General features: G+C 32.9%; 20 protein-coding genes. 4 read left to right on the plus strand and 16 right to left on the minus strand.

The features are described 5' to 3' along the window. Positions 1-2: 2 nt before the first annotated feature. From DYH56_RS12405 to DYH56_RS12415, 3 genes are all read right to left on the minus strand, one after another. On the minus strand, positions 3-1,205 hold the full coding sequence (locus DYH56_RS12405) for an electron transfer flavoprotein subunit alpha/FixB family protein (RefSeq protein ID WP_114643194.1): 1,203 nt from the start codon (positions 1,203-1,205) through the stop codon (positions 3-5). Between the two features lie 9 nt (positions 1,206-1,214). Then, positions 1,215-1,997: an electron transfer flavoprotein subunit beta/FixA family protein gene (locus DYH56_RS12410; protein ID WP_114643195.1), complete on the minus strand. Its 783-nt coding sequence runs from the start codon at positions 1,995-1,997 to the stop codon at positions 1,215-1,217. A 415-nt stretch (positions 1,998-2,412) separates the two neighbouring features. Beyond that, positions 2,413-3,093 carry a FadR/GntR family transcriptional regulator gene (locus DYH56_RS12415; protein ID WP_114643196.1) on the minus strand — a complete coding sequence of 227 codons (681 nt, stop codon included), beginning with the start codon at positions 3,091-3,093 and terminating at the stop codon, positions 2,413-2,415. A 542-nt stretch (positions 3,094-3,635) separates the two neighbouring features. Between DYH56_RS12415 and DYH56_RS12420 the strand changes: the two genes are divergently transcribed. Together DYH56_RS12420 and DYH56_RS12425 are read left to right on the plus strand one after the other, a co-directional pair. After that, positions 3,636-4,658 (plus strand): ABC transporter substrate-binding protein, encoded by a 1,023-nt coding sequence (locus tag DYH56_RS12420; RefSeq protein WP_114643197.1) that lies wholly within the window; start codon positions 3,636-3,638, stop codon positions 4,656-4,658. A gap of 372 nt (positions 4,659-5,030) precedes the next feature. Further along, entirely contained in the window at positions 5,031-6,536 is a 1,506-nt protein-coding gene (locus DYH56_RS12425) for a nicotinate phosphoribosyltransferase (RefSeq protein ID WP_114643198.1), read from the plus strand. A 107-nt stretch (positions 6,537-6,643) separates the two neighbouring features. Here DYH56_RS12425 and DYH56_RS12430 read toward each other — a convergent pair whose 3' ends face one another. Both DYH56_RS12430 and DYH56_RS12435 read right to left on the minus strand, forming a co-directional pair. After that, positions 6,644-6,997, minus strand: a complete 354-nt coding sequence (locus tag DYH56_RS12430) for an endonuclease domain-containing protein (RefSeq protein ID WP_114643199.1) — start codon at positions 6,995-6,997, stop codon at positions 6,644-6,646. Between the two features lie 85 nt (positions 6,998-7,082). Beyond that, entirely contained in the window at positions 7,083-7,562 is a 480-nt protein-coding gene (locus tag DYH56_RS12435; RefSeq protein WP_114643200.1) for a YehS family protein, read from the minus strand. A gap of 173 nt (positions 7,563-7,735) precedes the next feature. Between DYH56_RS12435 and DYH56_RS12440 the strand changes: the two genes are divergently transcribed. Next, on the plus strand, positions 7,736-8,554 hold the full coding sequence (locus tag DYH56_RS12440; RefSeq protein WP_114643201.1) for a hypothetical protein: 819 nt from the start codon (positions 7,736-7,738) through the stop codon (positions 8,552-8,554). A 48-nt stretch (positions 8,555-8,602) separates the two neighbouring features. Here DYH56_RS12440 and tgt read toward each other — a convergent pair whose 3' ends face one another. From tgt to DYH56_RS12490, 10 genes are all read right to left on the minus strand, one after another. Further along, on the minus strand, positions 8,603-9,766 hold the full coding sequence (tgt, locus tag DYH56_RS12445; protein WP_114643202.1) for a tRNA guanosine(34) transglycosylase Tgt: 1,164 nt from the start codon (positions 9,764-9,766) through the stop codon (positions 8,603-8,605). 51 nt (positions 9,767-9,817) lie between these two features. Further along, positions 9,818-11,995, minus strand: coding sequence for a RelA/SpoT family protein (locus DYH56_RS12450; RefSeq protein WP_114643203.1), 2,178 nt, complete (start codon positions 11,993-11,995; stop codon positions 9,818-9,820). A gap of 84 nt (positions 11,996-12,079) precedes the next feature. Beyond that, positions 12,080-12,592 carry an adenine phosphoribosyltransferase gene (locus tag DYH56_RS12455; protein ID WP_114643204.1) on the minus strand — a complete coding sequence of 171 codons (513 nt, stop codon included), beginning with the start codon at positions 12,590-12,592 and terminating at the stop codon, positions 12,080-12,082. Between the two features lie 69 nt (positions 12,593-12,661). Beyond that, entirely contained in the window at positions 12,662-13,102 is a 441-nt protein-coding gene (locus tag DYH56_RS12460; RefSeq protein WP_114643205.1) for an NUDIX domain-containing protein, read from the minus strand. After that, positions 13,083-13,991: a tetratricopeptide repeat protein gene (locus DYH56_RS12465; RefSeq protein ID WP_114643206.1), complete on the minus strand. Its 909-nt coding sequence runs from the start codon at positions 13,989-13,991 to the stop codon at positions 13,083-13,085. Before DYH56_RS12465 ends, DYH56_RS12460 begins: the two co-directional genes overlap by 20 nt. A gap of 17 nt (positions 13,992-14,008) precedes the next feature. Beyond that, a complete protein-coding gene (locus DYH56_RS12470; protein WP_114643207.1) occupies positions 14,009-14,653 on the minus strand; it encodes a DUF502 domain-containing protein in 645 nt (214 codons plus the stop codon). Beyond that, positions 14,650-15,921, minus strand: a complete 1,272-nt coding sequence (locus DYH56_RS12475; RefSeq protein WP_114643208.1) for a hemolysin family protein — start codon at positions 15,919-15,921, stop codon at positions 14,650-14,652. The genes DYH56_RS12470 and DYH56_RS12475 overlap by 4 nt, the downstream gene beginning before the upstream one ends. Before the next feature lie 226 nt (positions 15,922-16,147). Further along, complete coding sequence (locus DYH56_RS12480; RefSeq protein ID WP_114643209.1) at positions 16,148-16,594, minus strand: CBS domain-containing protein; 447 nt, start codon at positions 16,592-16,594, stop codon at positions 16,148-16,150. A 90-nt stretch (positions 16,595-16,684) separates the two neighbouring features. Further along, a complete protein-coding gene (gene ndk, locus DYH56_RS12485; protein WP_114643210.1) occupies positions 16,685-17,107 on the minus strand; it encodes a nucleoside-diphosphate kinase in 423 nt (140 codons plus the stop codon). A 114-nt stretch (positions 17,108-17,221) separates the two neighbouring features. Continuing rightward, a complete protein-coding gene (locus DYH56_RS12490; protein WP_114643211.1) occupies positions 17,222-17,869 on the minus strand; it encodes a Crp/Fnr family transcriptional regulator in 648 nt (215 codons plus the stop codon). A 183-nt stretch (positions 17,870-18,052) separates the two neighbouring features. On the opposite strand from DYH56_RS12490, the gene DYH56_RS12495 reads away from it, so the two are divergent. Further along, a complete protein-coding gene (locus DYH56_RS12495) occupies positions 18,053-19,417 on the plus strand; it encodes an MATE family efflux transporter (RefSeq protein ID WP_114643212.1) in 1,365 nt (454 codons plus the stop codon). Positions 19,418-19,654: 237 nt separating this feature from the next. On the opposite strand, the gene ald is transcribed toward DYH56_RS12495, so the two are convergent. Beyond that, a complete protein-coding gene (gene ald, locus DYH56_RS12500) occupies positions 19,655-20,785 on the minus strand; it encodes an alanine dehydrogenase (RefSeq protein WP_114643213.1) in 1,131 nt (376 codons plus the stop codon). Positions 20,786-21,398: the final 613 nt, after the last annotated feature.

Here is a 21,398-nt window from a genome sequence, read left to right on the forward strand (position 1 = left end):
ATTTAAAAAGTGATTTTTCTATCTTTTTTTATTTCTTCTGCCAATTTTGGAATAACCTTGTATAAATCTCCTACAATTCCATAATGTGCCACATCAAATATTGGAGCCTGTTCATCTATATTTACAGCAACTATTGTTTCAGAACCATTCATCCCAGCAGTAAACTGAACTGCTCCATGGATTCCAAATGCAAATAATAATTTTGGTTTTACAGTTCTTCCACTGAGTCCAACCTGTAATTTATTGCTTAGCCATCCGCACTCTATAAGAGGTCTGGTGCAAGCTATTTTTCCATCTACAAGATCTGCAAACTCCTGAATCATCTTAAGATCTTCTTCTTTTACTATCGCTCTTCCTACAGCTACAATTACTTCTGCGTCAGCTATAGATACTTCCTTATCTTTTTTTACTATATCCAAAACTTGAATTTCTGAATTTAATTTCTTTATATCGATCTGATGATTTATTGTTTCCCCATTTTTTTCTACTGTTCTTTCAGGAGCATCAAATATTTTAGCTCTCACAGTACATAACTGAGGTCTATGTCTTTCTGTAACTATTTGTGCCATTATATTCCCGCCAAATGCCGGTCTTATCTGCACCAGGTCTGTATTAGGTTTCATTTCCAGGATAGTACAATCTGCAGTAAGTCCTGTTCTGAATCTTGCGGCTACTCTTGGAGCCAAAGATCTTCCTAATGTTGTAGCTCCTACCAATATGGAAGATGGTTTTTTCTTATCGATATAGTCGGCGAATACCTCGGTATAGTTTTGAACTTTAAAATGCTCTAATTCTTTATAGTCGTAGACATGAATTTGATCTACTCCATAATGCTCTAATTCTTCTGCTATTTCTTTTACATCTGAACCAATTAAAATAGCTTGAACCGGATGATTTATTTCTCCAGCCAATTCCCTGGCTTTACCTATCAATTCTAAAGATACTGGATTTATTACACCATGAAAATGATCTATATAAACAGTTATTCCGTTCCATAATTTTTTATTAACACTTGTTACAGTTTCATCTTCTACAAAGTCAATAGTTCCATTACCATTTTTAACACAGAGTTTACACATCTTACATCCTGAATTTATATATGTCAGACCATCTTGTTCTTCAATTGCATTGAAGGGACATAATTCTATTAATTCCATCATTTTTTTATGATTTATTTTATCGTGATTTATAACTAATTTAGCCATTTTAACCTCCTAGATAATTTTTCTCTTTTTCAATATATCAAATAATCCAACCGCAGCTTCGTCCCCTGAAAGCATCTCTTTATCTGCATTTTTAGGAGGATTAAATATTCTTTCTACCTGAGTCGGAGACCCATTTAAACCATATTTTTTTTCATCTTTATCGTCTAAATCATCAAAAGTTAAAACTTTTATCTCTCTGGTAGCTGTTTTTAATTTGTTTTTATAAGATGGCAGTCTAGGAGAATAGATCCCCTTTTCCACTGTAATTAAACATGGGTAACCAATAGTCTGTATCTCGATAGTTTCTCCCATATCTGCTTCTACAGTTAAACTTTCTGAAGTTACTTCCAATATTTTACTTATATTCGAAATATGGGGTATCGATAAATACTCCGCCATTTCTGGTCCTACCTGAGCTGTATCCCCATCGGTAGTTTGTTTCCCGCAGATTATGAGGTCTATCTCTCCCATTGCTTTTAACCCTTGAGCTAAAGCATAAGAAGTTGCCAGTACATCGGCTCCGGCAAACTTCCTGTCGGAAAGTAATACCCCGGTGTCTACTCCCATAGAAAATGATTCTTTAATCACAGCTTTGGCCTGGGGAGGGCCCATAGATAGGACTCCTATTTCACTGCTGACTTGATTTTTTATTTGAAATGCAGATTCTAAAGCATAGAGATCATATGGGTTTATCTTAGAATCAACACCATCTCTTAGCAGTACTCCTGTAACCGGATCAACCTGAACATTAGTACCTCCAGGTACTTGTTTTATACAAACGGCAATTTTCATATTTTATCCTCCTTGTATTTGAAATTGGTATGACCAATTATTTTTGCAAAATTAAAAACAAATAATATTAATTTCATCTCAATTGGTATGACCAATTACTTTTGTAAAAATTAAAAACAAATAATATTAATTTGCTTCCTCTAAAATACTACTTTAAACATCGCCTATATGTCAACAAAGTTATTTTTTTATTTAAGTCATTTTACCAAATGTAAACACTAATATTATAAAAATCCTATTTTTTTATTTTCATTACTGTCTTTTAGATGTGTTTTAATATAAAAAAATAATTTGTCTGAAAACAGGAAAATTATTATTTTTTTTATTACTTTACTATAATCAATGATTAATTATTTTATTCACACAATATTTAAAAAGACAAACCTCTACGATAGAGGTCTTTTCTTTTAAATATTTAATCTAAATTTGGAAGACTTTTATCTATATTATCAAAATGGAGCCTTAAACTATTTTTCAATCCTTCTTCATCCCTGTTTTTTAGAGATTCTAAAATTTTCTTATGATCAAAGTCTATTTTTTCCTTCCCGAATTTTTCTAAAACCATATCTCTAGAAGCTATTATTGATTCTTCTAAGAGTTCGGATATAGCAGAAATGATTGTAGTCAATAAAATATTTTTAGAAAACGACATCATTAAAAGGTGAAAATCTCTGTCTAAATCAGCTAATCTTTCAATATCATTACAATTTAACATTTTCTCATAAATTTTTTCAACCTGCTGTATCTCCTCTAGAGTTACCCTCTTAATCATGAATTCTGCATTGGAAAGCTCCAGCATCTTTCTGAGTTCTATAACATCTCTTATCTTTCCCTTTTGCAGTTCAAAAGCCAGAGATAATGGGTTGCATAACATATTTTTAAAATCATTGGTGATATAGTTTCCTCCGCCTCTTTTACTTTCAATCAAACCAATTATTTCTAATATTTTGATTCCTTCCCTTACCGATGATCTCCCAATATTCAGATTTTCAGCCAGGGTACGTTCCGGATATATCTGGGATCCATTTTTTAAATTACCCGATTTTATTTCCTTTTTTATATGCTCTATTAATTTATGAAATTTTCTTTCTTCCATCTCTCACTCCCTTATTTACCTCTTTTATCTTCTTTAGTTATTTTATCAACCTTTATAAAAAAAGACAACTTTTAAAAGGTTCTGTTCTGCCTGCTATAGAAGAAACATAAACTTTCATTTATAACACTAATTTCATTTCTAAGCAATTCTAGATTCTAATCATAATATTTAGAAACTTATTACAGTCTTAAAAGTCATAGTGACCCAGCTAAAAAAGGAAAAATAGATTCAGTTTATCTGCTTAACCTTTAAGATATTAAGATAAAACTTTACTTTCGAAATCACCCAGGGTGATAAAGGTCCTTGTGCTTCAAACATAGAAACTGTATAATTATGTAAAATTTTGAGTATTCAAAGTGGTAGAAATTTCTACCACTTTTTTATTTGTTATTTTTAGGATATTAAATATGAAAAATAAATAATTTTTTTGGTTAAACACAAAGTGTACCCATACACTTTGTGTTTTTTTTATTGAACAAAGAATATAATACAAGTATCATATTCTTTAGAGTTATTATAAAATATTATTAGGGAGAAATTATATGAAAAAATTAACGAAAATTTTAAATTTAGTACTGGCACTGTCACTTCTATTGGTTGCAGCTTGTGGAAAAAATGATGAAATACCTGCTCAAAGCAATGAAGTCACGGTATATTCACCACTTTTCCCCGATGCTATCAATAGTGTTGTTGATGGTTTTACAAACAAAACAGGAATCAAGGTTAACCTAGTTGTAGCAGGTACTGGAGAATTACTTAAAAGAATCCAAGCTGAAAGTGAGAATCCTTTAGGGGATGTTATTTTTGGAGGAGGAGCTGAATCACTGAATTCATACAAAGAATATTTCACACCATATCAAACTGCAAATCACGATAAGATAAATCCTTTATTTAAAGATTCTAAAGACAAATGGTTTGGTTTTGCTGTCTTACCTATGGTTATGATCTATAATACTGATCTTGTAACGAAGGAAGACGCTCCTACTTCTTGGAACGACCTGATCGATCCCAAATGGAAGGGGGAAATTGCTATGGCCTCTCCTGTTAAATCCGGATCATCTTATACAATCACGGCGACTCTTTTGACTGCCTTTGGAAAAAACTCTGAAGCTGGTTTTGATTTCATCAAAAAATTTGTAACTAACTTGGATGGGAAGATTTTAGGAGGTTCATCTGCTGTACCTAAAGGTGTAGTAGATAAGGAATACTCTATCGGATTAACTTTGGAGAGTTCTGCTGTTAAATATAAAAATGCCGGCGGACATATAGAAATAGTGTATCCATCTGAAGGTACCTCTGTCGTTGCTGATGGTGCCGCTTTAATTAAAGGTTCTGAGAATCAAGAAAATGCTAAATTATTCTTAGACTATGTAGGAAGTAAAGAGGTTCAAGAAATTTTAGCTACAAAGTTTAATATCAGAGGAGTTAGAACCGATGTTGCTCTTCCAAAGGGATTAGGACCAATTTCAGATATCAAACTACTTGACTATGATTTTGACTGGGCATCTAATAGTAAAAAAGATATCGTTAAAAGATGGAAAAATATAGTTTCAGGAAAGGAGTAATAGGTAAATTATCAAAAATACTTCTCCGGGTCTGTTGCAAACATAAAAACTGTATAATTATGTTAAATTTTGAGTATTCAAAGTGGTAGAATTTCTACCACTTTTTTATTTGCCGTTTTAGGATATTAAATTAACCTCTTAATTATATTGTTATTCCAACATAATTTTTTTATTAATTTTGTATTTATATCTTATGGATAAAAAATCACTGTAGGGGAATAGTCCGTTTGACATGACACCATAATAAATAAATATTAAAAGGAATTTGATAAAATATCAGAAAGATATTAAGGACACAGTAAATTAAGTTGTAAAAGACATATGCAATACTATAGTATTAAGGGTTTTGATAAAATTATATGAGGTGTTTTTATGAATAATAAGAGAATATTAACCGATTTTGCAAGAGTAATTAATTCGGATCGTTATCAATACACTGAAAGTGATGTACTTCTTATGGAAGGGATGCAGGATAAGGAAGCTATTTTTGATATGTTCTTCCGAAAAACAGAGGACGGTGGATTTGCTGTAGTTAGTGGAATTCAAGAAGTAATTTCCCTTGTTGATATACTGAATACAACCTCTGAAGAGGAGAAGCGAAGATATTTTTCAGAGATAATAGAGGAAAAAGAACTCTTGGAATTTTTGGTAAAACTTAAATTTACAGGAGATATATATGCCATGAGAGATGGTGAAATTGTTTACCCGAATGAACCGGTAGTAACGGTTAAAGCACCGCTGATTCAAGCAAAAATACTTGAAACTCCAATACTAAACATCATGAATATGAACTTAGCCATAGCTACAAAGGCATCCATGGTAACTAGAGCAGCTAACCCAGTTCCTGTTTCATCCTTTGGAAGCAGAAGAGCTCATGGATTTGACAGTGCCGTATCAGGGAATAAAGCCGCCTATATAGGAGGATGCTCAAGTCATTCAAATTTAGTTACAGAATATAGATATGGAATTCCAAGTGTTGGAACCATGGCACACTCATTTGTTCAAGCTTTCGGATTGGGAAGAGAAGCTGAAAAAGAGGCTTTTGATGCTTTTATAAGACATAGAAAAACTAGAAAAAATAATACCTTAATTTTATTGATCGACACCTTCGATACTTTGGAGATGGGAATAAGGAATGCAATTAAAGCATTTAAGGATGGTGGGATAGACGATTCCTACGATGGATTATATGGAATAAGAATTGATTCAGGGGATTTAGCATATTTTTCAAAAAAATGCAGAAAAATACTCAATGAAGCCGGCCTTTTTAAAGCTAAGATATTTTTAACCAGTTCCATCGATGAAAGTGTGATTAAGTCCCTAAAGGGACAGGGTGCAGAGGTAGATTATTTTGGTGTTGGTGACGCAATAGGAGTTAGTAAATCTAATCCGTGTTTTGGCGGGGTTTATAAGATTGTTGAAGTAGACAAAAAACCTGTAATGAAATTATCTGAAGACATAATAAAAATATCTAATCCTGGGTTTAAAGAGGTTTACAGAATTTATGATGCTGATGGGATAGCTTACGCAGATTTGATTACACTTGTACGGTCTGACGATGAAAAAGAAAAATTAATTAATAATGAAGATATTGTAATTAGAGATGAAAAGTATGAATTTAAATCAAGTAAGCTAAAAAGCGGAGAATATTCCATTAAATTACTGTCAAAGAAATATGTTCAAGAGGGAAAAATAATGGAGGACTATAAGGAGCTGTTAGACGTAGATCTGTCTAGAGAATATTATTTAAGAGGTCTAGAGAAAATTTCCATAGAAAGAAGGAGATTGGAAAATCCTCATACTTATAAAGTAAACCTTTCCACCCCATTGATTAATCTGAAATATGAACTCATAAAAAAGATCAAGGAAACCATATAAAGCTGCTTTCCTTTTGGCAGGCTATTTGGTGTTACTTTCACCTCAAGAAATTAGAAATAATAAAACAAAAAAAACTGAACTCCTGATTGGGGTTCAGTTTTTTATTTCTAACCTTTAAGACCGCTTACAGCTGCCTCTATTTTATTTAATGTTTCCTCTAAATTATTCTTTATCTCACTGCTGGTAAACCGAAGACCAATTACTCCTATAGAATCCAGGTATTCTTCCCTTGTTTTTTCATATTTTTTAGTATGATTACTATCATCTATCTCTATCCCAAATTCTATCTCTGGAGAATAAAAATTAAATATATATTTTCCGATTTCAGTTTCTTTTTTAAATTTTACATTATAAAGTTTTCTATCTTTAATAAAATTCCATATCATCTTCTCTTCCTCAGTAAAATTTTTCTTTGTCTTAGTTTTTGTTAATTTAGCTTTTTTCAAATTAATGATTTCCATATAACCACTCCTCTTTAGTATTTTCACATTCCTATTTCTTCCACACTATCGGCGAAACCTACAACAAGGGAGGAGCTGACCATCACTACTTTCTATACTTTACAGCCAGTCCCTTTAAGAAGGTTCTCAAAAATTTGTCCAGACATTCCTTATAGTTTTTCTGTCCTTTTTTCCTGAATAATGCAGTTACATCTGAGTTTGAGATGTAGATATCTGCAGCTTCCCATACAGCTACCATATCTTCAGTTTTTAAGTTTAAAGCTATCTTTATTTTTCTAAGGATTTGGTTATTGATATTATTAGAAGTCATTACCTCTGGTTTTCTTGGAGTTTCTCCAGGTTTTACCTCTTGTCTTCCTCTTTTTTGGACTATAACACCGTCAAAAAACATCCCCAGTAATTTATTGTTACACTTTACAAAACCTTCCTCTTCATCTTTTTTCAAAAGATTAAGAACTCCCTCTTTATCTATGATATGTCCTGATTCTTTAAATGCATCTATTACCTCTTTATCACTCATATCCAAAGCGTATCTAAATCTACGTAGTACATCGTTATTATTCATAAAATCCTCCTGATTTTTTATTATTACTAAGGTCCATTTTACCATAGATATCATAAATATGAAAATATTATTTTTTAGCCATTGAGAGACAATGAATAGAGGAAAATTTATATTTTTGCCAATAGATAGGTAAAGACACAAGATTATCAGAATTCTAAGATGAGGTGGGAACTATGAATGAGACTACTTATAATCAAAGTGATATTGAAAATAAAAATATTAAATTAGAGATAAACATGAAGTTAAGGGATGTACGTCTCCTTTCGAGATATTTAGAGGATGAATTGATTGTGGGAATAGGAAGTATCCTGAGTCAATTAGAAGATTCTGAGGCTGATAAAAATAATCTGGAACATGAACAGATGACCGCTTTTTATAACGGCGTTTATGATATTTTTAATGAAATGGCTGAAGTAGTTTACAGGGGGATGGTTGAAAAGGAAAAAAGTATAATAGACGAACTTAAACAACATGGAATTTCAGTAGAAGGAGTAATTGCCATTCTGGCCAGAGAACCAAATGATGAAGAGAGGATCGCTAATATATATGAGGCTGTAGATGATTTAGAGCTTGAAAAGAAGGAAGCTGAAAATTTAAAAAAACTTCTCCCTCCTATCACCGAAAAGATTATAGATAAGTTGGAGATGGATATAAGGAGTCTGTATATGCCCCTGGTCATAAAGTTTGTCTCCTTTCTCAGCGATACCACAAGAAGTTATACTAAGCCTATAAATGAAGCAATTTTTTCAGAGAGCGCATTGGAGGAACTCCTGGATTTAGACCTGGAGGCTTTGGATATATTTTTGACTAAACTTACCAAAATAAGGGTGAAACTAGGAGATGTTGAAGGATTTATCATAGATGATTTTACCATCTATAATAACACGACCCTTATAGTTCACTACCCTATATTTATTACTAATCCGAAAGAATTTCAAAGACATTTTTCCAGCCTGGATTCCAAAGACATAGAGGTAAGTTTCGAGGCGTGAGTGAAAAGTAAAAAAAGAGATGCAATGCATCTCTTTTTTTAGTCCTCTTTAGTCCTCTATTCTCTGTGGGATTATCCACTCACTGTCCTTGCCTTGAGTATAGTTTCCTATAAACTCCTCTTTAAAGGCTATGAACCTTTTATCTATGATGGCATCTCTTGCACCATTCATCATCTTTATTAAGAAATAAAGGTTATGATAAGTAGCTAATTTCTGCCCTAACATCTCATTGGCTTTAAATAGATGTCTGATATAACCCCTGGTATAATTTTTACATACATAGCAGTCACAGTCTTCATCCAGTGGTCTGGGATCAAGGGAATATTTGGCATTTTTGATAACTAATCTTCCGTATTTTGTAAATGTAGTCCCATGTCTACCAATTCTAGATGGCTGTACACAGTCCATCATATCTACACCGTGTTCTACAGCTTCTAACATGTCAAGAGGCTCTCCTACACCCATTAGGTATCTAGGCTTATGCTCAGGAAGTTTAGGAGTTATATAATCTAATATTCTATACATATCTTCACGGGGTTCACCTACAGCCAATCCACCTATAGCATACCCGGAAAAGCTTTCGTCCATCTCCATCAATTCATTCATACTCTTATCTCTCAGATCTTCATATATCCCGCCCTGAACTATTGCAAATAAACCTTGATCATCGGGTCTTTTATGAGCAGTTACACATCTTTTAGCCCATCTGGTAGTTCTTTCAATTGAAGGTATTAAGTATTCTCTAGAAGACTGACCGGGAGGACATTCGTCAAATAACATAACGATATCTGCTCCTAAATTATTTTGAATATCTATAGATTTTTCAGGGGAAATAAATCTTTTAGATCCGTCAATATGAGATCTAAAGTATACTCCTTCCTCCTTTATCTTTCTGATAGCTCCCAGACTAAATACTTGGAAACCACCACTGTCTGTCAATATAGGGTGGGACCAGTTCATAAATTTGTGTAATCCTCCAAATTTAGCAACTACATCGTCACCTGGTCTAAGGAACAGGTGGTAGGTATTTCCTAAGATAATATCTGCACCTAACTCTCTAACTTCTTCGGGATTCATTGTTTTTACAGTTGCCTGTGTTCCTACCGGCATAAATACCGGAGTTTTTATATCTCCATGGGGAGTAGTTATAACCCCTGCTCTTGCCTTTCCATCTCTATGGGATAATTCATAATTTACTGGTAATTTGTTCATCTTATACTCCTTTTTATCTCCCCTATCACAATTTTTTAATAGAAGGGGTTCTTAATTGTTTTGATTTCTCCTGATTTCTATTACATCTTTTAAATTTACAATATGATTGATTAATTTTTCATAGTCTCTCTTTTCGTTGATATCTATAGTGATCTCGATAACTGAAAGTCTTTCCGCTCCGTTTTTAATATGGCCGGAGTTTACTCCTTCCAGGTCTATCTTATGATCAGCTATAATTTTTACAATTTCCAAGAGGATATTAGCCCTGTCTGTGGTGACTATGGTAAATTTAAACCTGTATTTGTTGATCTTTCTGCCTATAATTTCATCATCCCATCCGACACCTATCTCTCTGTTGGGATCACGGGCAATCAAATTCATATAGTTTTTACAGTCTAATCTATGGATGCCGATATCTCCATAGGTAGTTATATATCCACCAATCTCATCTCCTGGGAGAGGAGTGCAGCATTTGGCAAATCGAACAATAGTATTATCAAGACCATCTATTATAACACCATAATCATTTTTTTTCCGACTTTTTCTTTTAGGAGTTTCTTTTTGATAATTTTCTATGAGTTCCAGGTCTATTTTTTCATCTTTTTTTATCAATCTTTCTGCAAGAAGGGCTGCATTCAATCTTTTATCGGTTATCTTAATCAGCAGTTCATTGAAATTATTGATAGTATTTTTAATTAAATATTTCTTCATTTCAGGGCTGTTTTCAATCTGTTTTAGAGAAGATCCGACCTTAAGTAATTCTTTTTCAAAGATCTCCTTTCCTATTTTTAGATTTTCATCAAAGTTTTTTTCTCTTATCCACCTTCTGATCTTACTTTTAGCACTCTGGGTGGCGACTATATTTAACCAGTCTCTCCCAGGTCCCTTGGAGATATTAGAGGTTATGATATCGATCCTGTCTCCGTTTTGTAACTTATAATCGATTGGGACAATCTTATCATTGGCTTTGGCTCCTATACACTTATACCCCACCTCTGTATGGATATGAAATGCAAAGTCTAACGGGGTAGAACCCTTGGATAGTTCGATAACATCTCCTTTAGGAGAGAAAACAAACACTGTTTCATTGAGTATATCCCCTGTGACAGTCTCGATAAATTCTTCAGATGTATCGGCTTCACTCTGCCATTCCAATATCTTTCTAAGCCATGAATAAACATTATCTGCCTTGGAGTTTTTTCTTTTTTCCTTATAGTTCCAGTGTGCTGCTATTCCATCTTCTGCAATAGCGTGCATATCTTTAGTTCTTATCTGCACCTCGATAAATTTCCCCAGGGGACCTACCAGGGTAGTATGGATCGATTGATAACCATTGGATTTAGGGACTGCTATATAGTCTTTGAACCTCCCAGGGACAGGCTTCCAATGACTATGCAGCATTCCTAAGATATTGTAGCACTCTCCTTCTGTGTCCACCAACACCCTTACAGCTGTGAGGTCGTAGAGTTCATCAAAACTTTTCTTTTTCTCATACATTTTTTTATAGATACTATAAAAATGTTTAACCCGCCCAGAAACTATCCCATCTATATTGGTTTCACGGATAATTTTTTTCATATTTCTTAAGATAGCACTGGTATATTCTTCCCTTTCAACCCTTTTATTGTTAACCATTTTCACTAATTTTCTATAGATCTCAGGTTCCAGATAATACAGGCATAGATCTTCTAACTCCCATTTTATCTTTGCCATTCCAATTCTATGAGCTAAGGGTGCAAAGATATCCAGTGTTTCCCTTGCAATTCTCTCCTGTTTATAAGCGGGCATATATTTTAGTGTACGCATATTATGCAGTCTATCAGCTAATTTAATGATAACAACCCTTACATCACTAGCCATAGCTACGATCATCTTTCTGATGTTTTCAGGCTGCTTATTGCTGCCTACAGGCAGATTTGTAAGTTTAGTTACCCCGTCCACTAGTTTAGCTACTTCAGAACCGAAATTATATTCGATATCTTGTATAGTGGTCATGGTATCTTCTACAATATCGTGCAGAAATCCAGCGGTAATGGTTTCAGCATCCATCTTCATATTAATGAGAATTTTAGAGACCTCTACAGGATGAACAATATATTCCTCCCCTGATTTCCGGTACTGCCCCACATGGGATTCCCTGGCAAATTCATAGGCAGAGAAGATCATATCCTCGTTTATCTTTAAATTATTTTTTTTAAGTTCTTCAGCGATATTTGATTTATATTCCATAAAATTCCTTCCTTAAAAATTTTTTAAATAAATATAGTTAATCCAAGTACTAATAAGAAAGCGACACCAAGTGTCGCTTTCTTATTAATACTTGAGCAATGTCATGATATCATAACCTGCTAAATTTTCTCTGCCATTTAGATCCTCTAATTCGATAAGAAATGCCATTCCAGCAACAATTCCGCCTAAATCTTCTATTATCTTTATAGTAGCTTCAACTGTTCCCCCAGTAGCCAATAGATCGTCAACGATAAGCACCCTTTGACCAGGTTTTATAGAATCATTATGCATACATAGTGTATTAGTTCCATATTCTAAATCATATTCATATTCCACTGTTTCTCTGGGAAGTTTTCCGGGTTTTCTTACCGGTGCAAATCCTACCTCTAAAGCATAAGATACCGGGCATCCAAAGATAAATCCTCTGGCTTCAGGACCTACTACCAGGTCGATCTTTTTTTCTTTGGCATACTCTACTATCTCATCTGTTGCTTTTTTAAAAGCCTTTCCATTTGCCAGTAAAGGCGTTATATCTCTAAATTTTATCCCTTCTTTTGGATAATCTTCCACAAGTGCTATATAGTTCTTCAAATTCATTTTTCTTTCTCCCTTATTTTTTCTTTTAATTTTTTCTTCGTGCTATTCGTGACTAAGTCTTAGTTATCTTTATTCCCATCTATTCCCCAGATACTTTATACCGGTGTTTCCATTCTCAAAATATTCTTTTAACTCTTTTTTTGTATTTGGATGGAGTATAATATTCTCTAAGTCTGATTTTTTTATGTATTCCACACCTATTAAATTACTGCCATCTAATCCAACCTGCAGGTCTCCGCTTATATAGGAAACTTTAAAATAGATATTTACAATGTGACGGCCGCCATTAGGAGCTATTCCTTCAGATATAAAGATCATATCTCCTACTTCTACATCGAGGCTGCACTCTTCCATAAACTCCCTTTTAAGAGCAGTCCTAAAGTCTTCACCGTGATCTACCCCGCCCCCTGGGAGGAGGTAGTATTCACACTTATTTTTTACATGTTTAACTAAAAGTAATTCATCATTCTTTTCTAAGATTCCACAAACTCTAATTCTGATATTCTTCACTGTCTAAATCACTCACCTTCTCAATTATTTTTTGATATTTTTTAACATCTGCAGGCTTGTTATTATGGACGGCTATTTCTTTTTTCAAATTTAAAACATCCAAATCATATTTATAGGCATCTGTTAATAATTTTAGGTATAGTTCAGTATCATTTATTTTGCCCATTTCAAAACTTCGTTTAGCGACCTCCAATATTACACGGTTATTTTTTTCCCTTGCAATATATGTTTTTAAAGCTTTTAAAGCCCCATCATAATCATTAAAAACATCGATCAGAAATCTGGAATATGTGATCACTGCATCTGGATCATTTTTTTGAACTTCATATACTTTATAGATAAATGGATAGATCTCATTGGTTCTGTTTGTTTTTTGTAAAATTTCTACATATTTGCCTACAAAGGTATAGTCCTCGATTTTTATTAAATTTAGAACTTTGGTAAATTCAAGATAAGCATCTTCATATTTTTTTTCATCATAGGCGATATATCCCTTTAACAGATATATTTTATAATCTATACTGTCCGATGAAATTTGTGACAGATAGTACCTGCTTTCCCTTAATTTTCCCATTTTATAGGACAAAATAGCCATATTGGATAATGTTATCTGATCCTTAGGATCTAATTTTATAGCTTCTAAATAGTATTTTTCAGCTGTCCCATAATCACCTAATTGAGCATAGGCTAATCCCATCTCCCTAAGGAGAATAGGATCTTTTTTGTCAATCTCATAAAAATATTTATATTCATCTATGGCTTTGGTATAATTACCACTTTTACTATAATTCATCCCTCTGATTAGATGATGTTCCTTATTTTTCTTCTGATCTGCCGAGGTACAGCCCATAAGCAGAAGCAAACCTATCACTAATAATATTTTTTTCATATAATACCCCTAATTTTCTAATTTTTATTGATCTTTGGAACTATTGCTCCGCCAGAAATTATTAATTTAACAGCATCTTCAATCTTGATATCTAATTCCCTGACACTATCTGCTTCTACCATTATAAACATTCCGGAAGTAGGATTAGGAGAGGTAGGTATAAATATATTGAGCAATTTTTTCCCTCCTAAAATATCTTCAAAAAGTTTATTTTCTCTGTTGGTTAAAAATCCCAGACTATAGATCCCCTTCCTGGGATACTCTATCATAACTACTTTTTGATAAGCCTTTGTGTTTGATGTAAACATCAGGTGTCTAATCTGCAAAATAGTGGTGTATATAGGTTTTACTAAAGGAATATTAGAAAACAAACGATCTATTATTTTTGCTATTTTTTTTCCCATTACATTTCTCATGGCAAGACCTGTAATGATAATAGTTAATATAATTATTGTTACAGCAATTAAATAAACCAACATCTGTGTTATAAATTTAGAATAGAACCCATTTTTTAACAGGTATGAGGTCATCTCTTTTACAAAAATATTCTGGCTTAAATAATTATTTAAAAATTTAAATATCCATGACATTATATTGATTGTGATTAATACCGGTAAAACAGTGATTAATCCTGTTGCGAATAGACTTTTTATTCTTTTCATCCTTCTTCCTCACTTATCTCTATAAGAATTTTAACTACCCTCATCTTATCTATTTCCAAAACTTTCATTTTAAGACCTTCTAACTCAACGACATCTTCAACCTCTGCTACCCGGCCCAGGATATCTAAGACATATCCACCAAGACTCTCATAATCTTCCGATTCAGGGATATTTAACCCCAATTCTTTATTTAAATCTTCAATATTTATCCGTGCATCAACTTTATATTTTGATTCACTTATTTTTTCAATTTCATCCTCTTCGTGAAGGTCATATTCATCTTTTATCTCACCGATTATTTCCTCAATGAGATCTTCAATAGTGGCTAACCCTACAGTTCCTCCATATTCGTCCAGGACAATGGCCATGTGAACATACTTACTTTTAAATTCACCTAAGATCTCCACTATAGACTTTGTATCAGGTACGAAATATGCCTCCCTCAATATACTTTTTAGAGGGATATCTGTAGTTCCTTTTTTAGCTAGTATCAGAAGGTCTTTAACATAGAGGATTCCTAATATTTCATCTAAATCTTCCCCGTATACAGGTATTCTGGAGTAACCGCTCTGTATAATCTCATCCCAAACCTCGTCTATTGTAGATTCGCCATCTAACATAAAAATAGAGGTTCTAGGAGTCATGACCTCCTTTGCAGCGGTGTCACCAAACTCTATAATAGAGTGGATCATCTCCCTTTCCTCTTCTTCTATTACCCCCTCAGCTTTGCCTACATTAATATAGGATTTGATCTCTTCCTCTGTTATCATGAGATTTTCATGTCTGATATCTACCCCCATCATCCTGCTGATGACCTTTGTGACAAATATCAATAACTTTATGATAGGTAATGTAACGATACTCAGGAGATAGATTGGTCCTATAACAATTCCTGATATCTTTTTCGAGTATGTTTTGGCAACTATTTTAGGAGTTATCTCCCCAAATATCAAGACTACAATTGTCATAGATACAGTAGCTATGGCTATTGCGTCCCCAGATTTAGATCCCATTATTTGTAAAGTCACTACGGTTGCTATAGATGAAGCTAAGATATTTACAATATTATTTCCTAAAAGTATTGCTGTTAAGATCTCATTAGGTTTGGTTAACCATTTTTTTAACAATTTTGATTTTCTAGGATTAGTCCTTTCAATTTCTTCCAGATCGGTACTTTTAAATGCAGTAAGAGCTGTTTCAGAAGCTGAAAATAATCCCGATAAAATAATTAATACCACCAATAAAATAAGTTGACTATAAATTTCCAACGTTTTTTTTACACCATCCTCTTTTTTTTAATTTAAAACATTTATTAACTGAACTTTCGCGATGGTGCACGCATTAAAAACCGTAGAGTTTGCCGCCAGAGGCGGGCAAACAGCCGTAATTTTTCTTTAAAATCATCAAAATAATTTATTTTAAATAGAATTTTAAGGAAAATAAGAATTACATCTTAATATTATTATAGGCTTTGTAAGCGCGAAGCATCATTTATTAATTAAAGCATTTATTGATTAAATCAGTTTTCGTTATAATCCCCTCTATAGAATCCTCCTCTACCACAATGGCATAATTATATTTTTGTTCTACTATTTGAGTGATTACAACGGCTAGATCATCAGATTCTTTTACAACTAAATAATCTGTAGACATGATGTCATTTGCAGTATACCCTGATAATTTTTTCAATTTTTTCTTAAATTCTTTATTTTGTGGAAGTGTTATAAGCAGATCCCAAAATGCAACTACTGGAGGGAGCGGGGCAGTTTCTTGTCTTACCAAAATATCATCCCTTGTAACAACTCCTACCAACTGTCCATTATCGATCACAGGAAGTTTACCCACACCTTTTTCTGTCATTATCTTTAAGATATTATCAAAGGTCAAGTTGGCCTCTATTGTTATTAAATCTGTATTCATTACATCACTCACTTGTTTCATAATAAATCACCCCTATTTATTTTAAATAATTTTATCATAAATATACATTTATCTCAAATTTTAGAAGAGTAAAAACATTTTTTTACCTCTCTATTTACCTAGGATCTCTGCCTTTTCAAAAAAATTAATTATCTCCCTTTTAGCACTTACTATAGAATCAGAAGTATGTACAACATTCTGAGTCAGGTCATAAGCATAATCACCTCTTATTGTACCACATCCTGCCTCTTTTGGATTAGTTTTTCCTGCAAAATTACGGATAATTTCTACAATCCCTTCTCCTTCTAAAACCATCGCTACAACAGGTCCAGAGGTAATGAATTTAATCAGTTCCTCATAGAACCCTTTTCCCCTATGCTCCTGATAATGAATTTCTGCCAATTCCCTTGTTATCTGCAGCATCTTCATGGCGACTATTTTTAATCCCTTTTTTTCCAGTTTAATCAATATATCTCCTACTAACCTTCTTTTAACACCGTCTGGTTTAATCATTAAAAATGTTTGCTCCGGCATATCCATCACCCCTTGTAGTAAATATACTAAAACTGCTGCCTTTTCCTTTTTTTATTGACCCTTCATAGGATCAATATTTTTCCAATTTCATTTTACTTCCTCCGACTATATTTTTTAAATTTTAATATATTCCTCTAGTTTTTTTCTGTCTAGAATTTTGATAATTTTATTTTCTCTGATTATTAATTTTTTTTCCTCTAATTTTTTTACAGCACTATATAAACTTTTTCTGTCAATACTGAGTATTTCACTGAGAAAGGACATATTTTTAAATCTAAACTTATCATCTGTGGAATAGGTCAGTATATTGTGAGCTAAAAACTTTTTTACTCCCTTAAAGTGTAGGATGGAAATATCCCATACAAATTTATGCAGCTTTTCACAGTGAAGTTTCAATAAAAAAATTTTAAATTTATCATTTTTAATCAATTTTATTCCAATATCAAGTGGAATTTCTAAAATTTTCGTTTTATCTCTTATGGTGTAAAAATCCACCCCTCCTTCCTTTCCAAAGAGTAATTTTTTCTCTCCAACGACATTAAAGTTATCCAATAAGATATAATTTAAATCAACTCCATCCTGAGTAGTTTGTTTTATTTGGATCATTCCCTCAATAAGAAAAAAAGTAGAGTTTAGTTCTTTCTCTGAATAATGAAAGTATTCTCCAGATGATAGATTTAATATTTTTAATCTATTTGTGTATTTTTGAGGAATAAAATCTTTTAGTGGAGTTTTCCCTATAATTTCAATGATTTTTTCCACGGCTCACCTCCCTATTTAGAGTATACCCCACAATTATCAAAAACTGTAGAATATTCTACAGTTTTATCTGGAATTTATCTCTATACTTTGCTTGAACGTCTGAAGTTTCATAATAATTTTATCTAGGTATGATCTTTATGAAAGTTTGAATGCAGTTTATAGAAATTAAAGGAGAATTATATTATGAACAAAGAATGGATACTTAAAGAGGAAAAAATACCCAGAGCACTGCTTAAATTATCACTGCCTGCCATCGTTGGGATTTTAATATCTGCCATATATAATGTAGTGGATACACTATTTGTCGGAATGTTAAATGATACCCGTGCAATAGGAGCTATTGCTGTTTCCTACCCGTTATTTATGCTGATAGCAGCCTTAGGACAGATGATTGGTGTTGGCGGAGGGAGTATGATCTCCAGATTTTTGGGAGCACAGGATAAAAAAAGTGCAGATATCACATTTAATCTATCCATAGGTTTAGGGATCATTCTTTCGGCAGCCGCGACTATTTTTGGGGTGGTATATTTAGAACAGATATTAAAGGTTGTAGGAGCAACTCCTACAATCCTACCCTATGCAAAGACATATACATTGATTATCATTTTAGGTACTTTTTTCACTGTCATCAATATGGTTTTAAATAATACTATTAGAGCAGAGGGAAACAGTAAATATAGTATGTGTGCCATAGGGTTGGGAGCAGTTTTAAACATTATTTTAGATCCTATCTTTATCTTTGTTTTAAATTTTGGAATAAAGGGAGCTGCTATTGCCACAGTCATTGCACAGTTTATTTCAACTTTATTTTTATTAAAATACTATTTTTCAAAATCCAGCCTTTTAAACCTGTCTTTTAAGAAGTTTTTATTTAAAAAATCTATCTTTTATAGTATTTTAATTGTTGGGCTGCCATCATTTTCCAGACAGGTTTTAGTGAGTGTATCCATGGCAGTGTACAACAATGCATTGGAAGTTTACGGAGATACAGCCATTGCTGCTGGAGGGATTGCCATGCGTGTTGTTTCTATTATTATGTTTACCCTCTTTGGATTTGCCCAGGGGTTCCAACCTTTGGTAGCTTATAATTATGGACGGGAAAACTATTCACGTATAATAGAAGCTTTCAGAGTATCTCTTATATGGGTCACTATATATAGTATAGTTTTAAACCTTATGTATATAATATTTTCCGATGAAATTATAAAAATATTTTCATTGGATGCTGAAGTGATTAAATTAGGGCGGTTAAATCTTTATTCTTTAAATATTTTCTTCTTTACATTCGGAGTTACTACCACTGTAACTACTCTCTATCAATCTTTAGGAAGAGGCCGGGACAGTTTTATATTAGCCAGTTGTAGAAACGGTTTTTTCTTCATTCCTCTAGTGTATATTCTAAATTATAAATTTGGACTGGGGGGTATAATCGCAAGTCATGCTGTGGCAGACTTATTAGCAGGGTTATTCACCCTTTACTATATTGTTAAGATAAAAAAAGAAATAAAAAAAGCAACGAGGCATTGCATCCAGACAGGGATAAACTAAAGTTTTATAATTTATTTTGGTGATGCCCATTACGCCACCAATCTACACTAATTTTATAAAACTTTTATAGTTATTACACAGAAGGTTTTCTTTTTTTATCACAGATTACACATATTTTTTAAACTTAATTTTTTTAGATTTTAACCTTTGAAGTTTATAGTCATTATATGGAAAAGAATATTTGTATCTATTTAGACAAAAAAAAAGCTCAAGGATAACCTTGAGCTTTTAAAATATTTATTTTCCAGCATACATTACTGTATCTAATTCGTCAAATTGTAAATTAGGGAAAGCAGTTGAAACATGCTTATAAACTAATTTACCTTCATAAACATTGATACCAGGTCTTAATTCAGGGAATTTATTGATAGCTCCCTCTACTCCTAAATCAGCTATTGCTAATCCGTATTTAAGTGTAACATTTGCAAGAGCATATGAAGATGTTCTAGGCATAGCTCCAGGCATATTAGCACAACAGTACATTACAACACCGTTGTCAGTTAAGAAAGTAGGATCCTCATGGTATGTAGGTCTAGATATCGGAGTTGATCCACCTTGGTCGATTGAAATGTCTACAATTACTGATCCTGCTTCCATTGAATGGATCATATCCATAGTGATTAAATGCGGACACTTTGCTCCTGGAATTAAGACAGTAGATATTACCAAGTCAGCTGTTTTAATTTGTGCTGCTAAATTTCCTGAATTAGAGTATAAAGTTTTGATCTTATTTCCATAAATATCATCAAGATACTTTAATTTAGCGATATCTACATCTAATATAGTAACGTCAGCTTCTAATCCAACTGCCATCTTAAGTGCTGCTTGTCCAGAGATTCCAGCTCCTACGATAACAACTTTTGCTCTAGCAGTACCAGTAACTCCTCCTAATAAGATTCCTTTTCCACCCATATGTTTTGCTAAGATATTAGCTCCAAAAATAACTCCTTCTCTACCAGCAACTTCAGACATTGGTGCTAATAATGGTAAACTTCTGTTTTGCATCTCTACAGTTTCGAATGCAATCCCGGTAGCTCCTGCTTCCATCAATCCTACTGTCTGGTCGTAGTCTGGTGCTAAATGAAGATATCTATAGTGAATTTGTCCGGGTTTAATGAGAGCAAGTTCTCTAGGTTGAGGCTCTTTAACTCCTACGATCATATCTGAAACTTCATAAACTTCCTCTAAAGTTGAAAGGATCTCTACTCCTACAGCTTTATAATCTTCGTCAGTTAATCCAATTCCATTTGCTGCTCCAGATGTCATATAAACATTATGCCCTCTGTTAACAAATTCTGCTGCTCCCTCTGGTACTAATGCAATTCTATGCTCTTGTGGTTTGATCTCTCCAGGTATTCCTATTCTCATTATTTTATCCCCCTTTAAATTTATTATTTTTTGCTCTAATCATTTATACTACAAAATTTTCTCGAAATCAACCTTTTTTTATCAAATAAATGCAATTGATTCGAATAATAAACACTTATCCATTTTATGTAGAGTGAAAAAAATATCCAAGATGGATAGTTGTATTATTAATCAGCACGTTTTTCTCATTTTTTGGGCTTCGAATAGTGAAAAAAATATTTTTATTGTTTATTAGTCTTTTTTTAAGTTTAATAAAAAAATTAAAAAAAATTTTTTTATCTAGGAAAATATAAAGCTGCAAAAAAGATCCACAGAAAAATTCTGTCCAATGTACGTTGCCAAACATTAAATGAGATTTTTAGAAAATGAGATAAAGAGCTGCACTAAGAAATTCTTTTTCTAGATGTTACTCTACTCCTCAGTAAATATTCTACTCAGTCGTCCAACAGAATAAGTTCCGCAGTGTAACGAGACTAATTCCCTAGATAATAAAAAAAAGCTAACGCTTCTTCAACCCCCAGCCCCCATCTTGGGGGTTTTTTGGTATAATAACTATTATGACTACTATTACACTTAAAGATATTCTTACCAACGACAACCTAAAAGCTTTTTT

Source organism: Psychrilyobacter piezotolerans (assembly GCF_003391055.1).
Lineage (GTDB): Bacteria > Fusobacteriota > Fusobacteriia > Fusobacteriales > Fusobacteriaceae > Psychrilyobacter > Psychrilyobacter piezotolerans.

Coding starts and splice junctions, on each gene's coding strand:
- ndk (WP_114643210.1), bottom strand. CDS start 17,107: ATGCCGGAGCAAACATTTTTAATGATTAAACCAGACGGTGTTAAAAGA.
- DYH56_RS12440 (WP_114643201.1), top strand. CDS start 7,736: ATGAATGAGACTACTTATAATCAAAGTGATATTGAAAATAAAAATATT.
- DYH56_RS12415 (WP_114643196.1), bottom strand. CDS start 3,093: ATGGAAGAAAGAAAATTTCATAAATTAATAGAGCATATAAAAAAGGAA.
- DYH56_RS12495 (WP_114643212.1), top strand. CDS start 18,053: ATGAACAAAGAATGGATACTTAAAGAGGAAAAAATACCCAGAGCACTG.
- DYH56_RS12405 (WP_114643194.1), bottom strand. CDS start 1,205: ATGGCTAAATTAGTTATAAATCACGATAAAATAAATCATAAAAAAATG.
- DYH56_RS12480 (WP_114643209.1), bottom strand. CDS start 16,594: ATGAAACAAGTGAGTGATGTAATGAATACAGATTTAATAACAATAGAG.
- tgt (WP_114643202.1), bottom strand. CDS start 9,766: ATGAACAAATTACCAGTAAATTATGAATTATCCCATAGAGATGGAAAG.
- DYH56_RS12450 (WP_114643203.1), bottom strand. CDS start 11,995: ATGGAATATAAATCAAATATCGCTGAAGAACTTAAAAAAAATAATTTA.
- DYH56_RS12435 (WP_114643200.1), bottom strand. CDS start 7,562: ATGAATAATAACGATGTACTACGTAGATTTAGATACGCTTTGGATATG.
- DYH56_RS12410 (WP_114643195.1), bottom strand. CDS start 1,997: ATGAAAATTGCCGTTTGTATAAAACAAGTACCTGGAGGTACTAATGTT.
- DYH56_RS12425 (WP_114643198.1), top strand. CDS start 5,031: ATGAATAATAAGAGAATATTAACCGATTTTGCAAGAGTAATTAATTCG.
- DYH56_RS12420 (WP_114643197.1), top strand. CDS start 3,636: ATGAAAAAATTAACGAAAATTTTAAATTTAGTACTGGCACTGTCACTT.
- DYH56_RS12430 (WP_114643199.1), bottom strand. CDS start 6,997: ATGGAAATCATTAATTTGAAAAAAGCTAAATTAACAAAAACTAAGACA.
- DYH56_RS12465 (WP_114643206.1), bottom strand. CDS start 13,991: ATGAAAAAAATATTATTAGTGATAGGTTTGCTTCTGCTTATGGGCTGT.
- ald (WP_114643213.1), bottom strand. CDS start 20,785: ATGAGAATAGGAATACCTGGAGAGATCAAACCACAAGAGCATAGAATT.
- DYH56_RS12470 (WP_114643207.1), bottom strand. CDS start 14,653: ATGAAAAGAATAAAAAGTCTATTCGCAACAGGATTAATCACTGTTTTA.
- DYH56_RS12455 (WP_114643204.1), bottom strand. CDS start 12,592: ATGAATTTGAAGAACTATATAGCACTTGTGGAAGATTATCCAAAAGAA.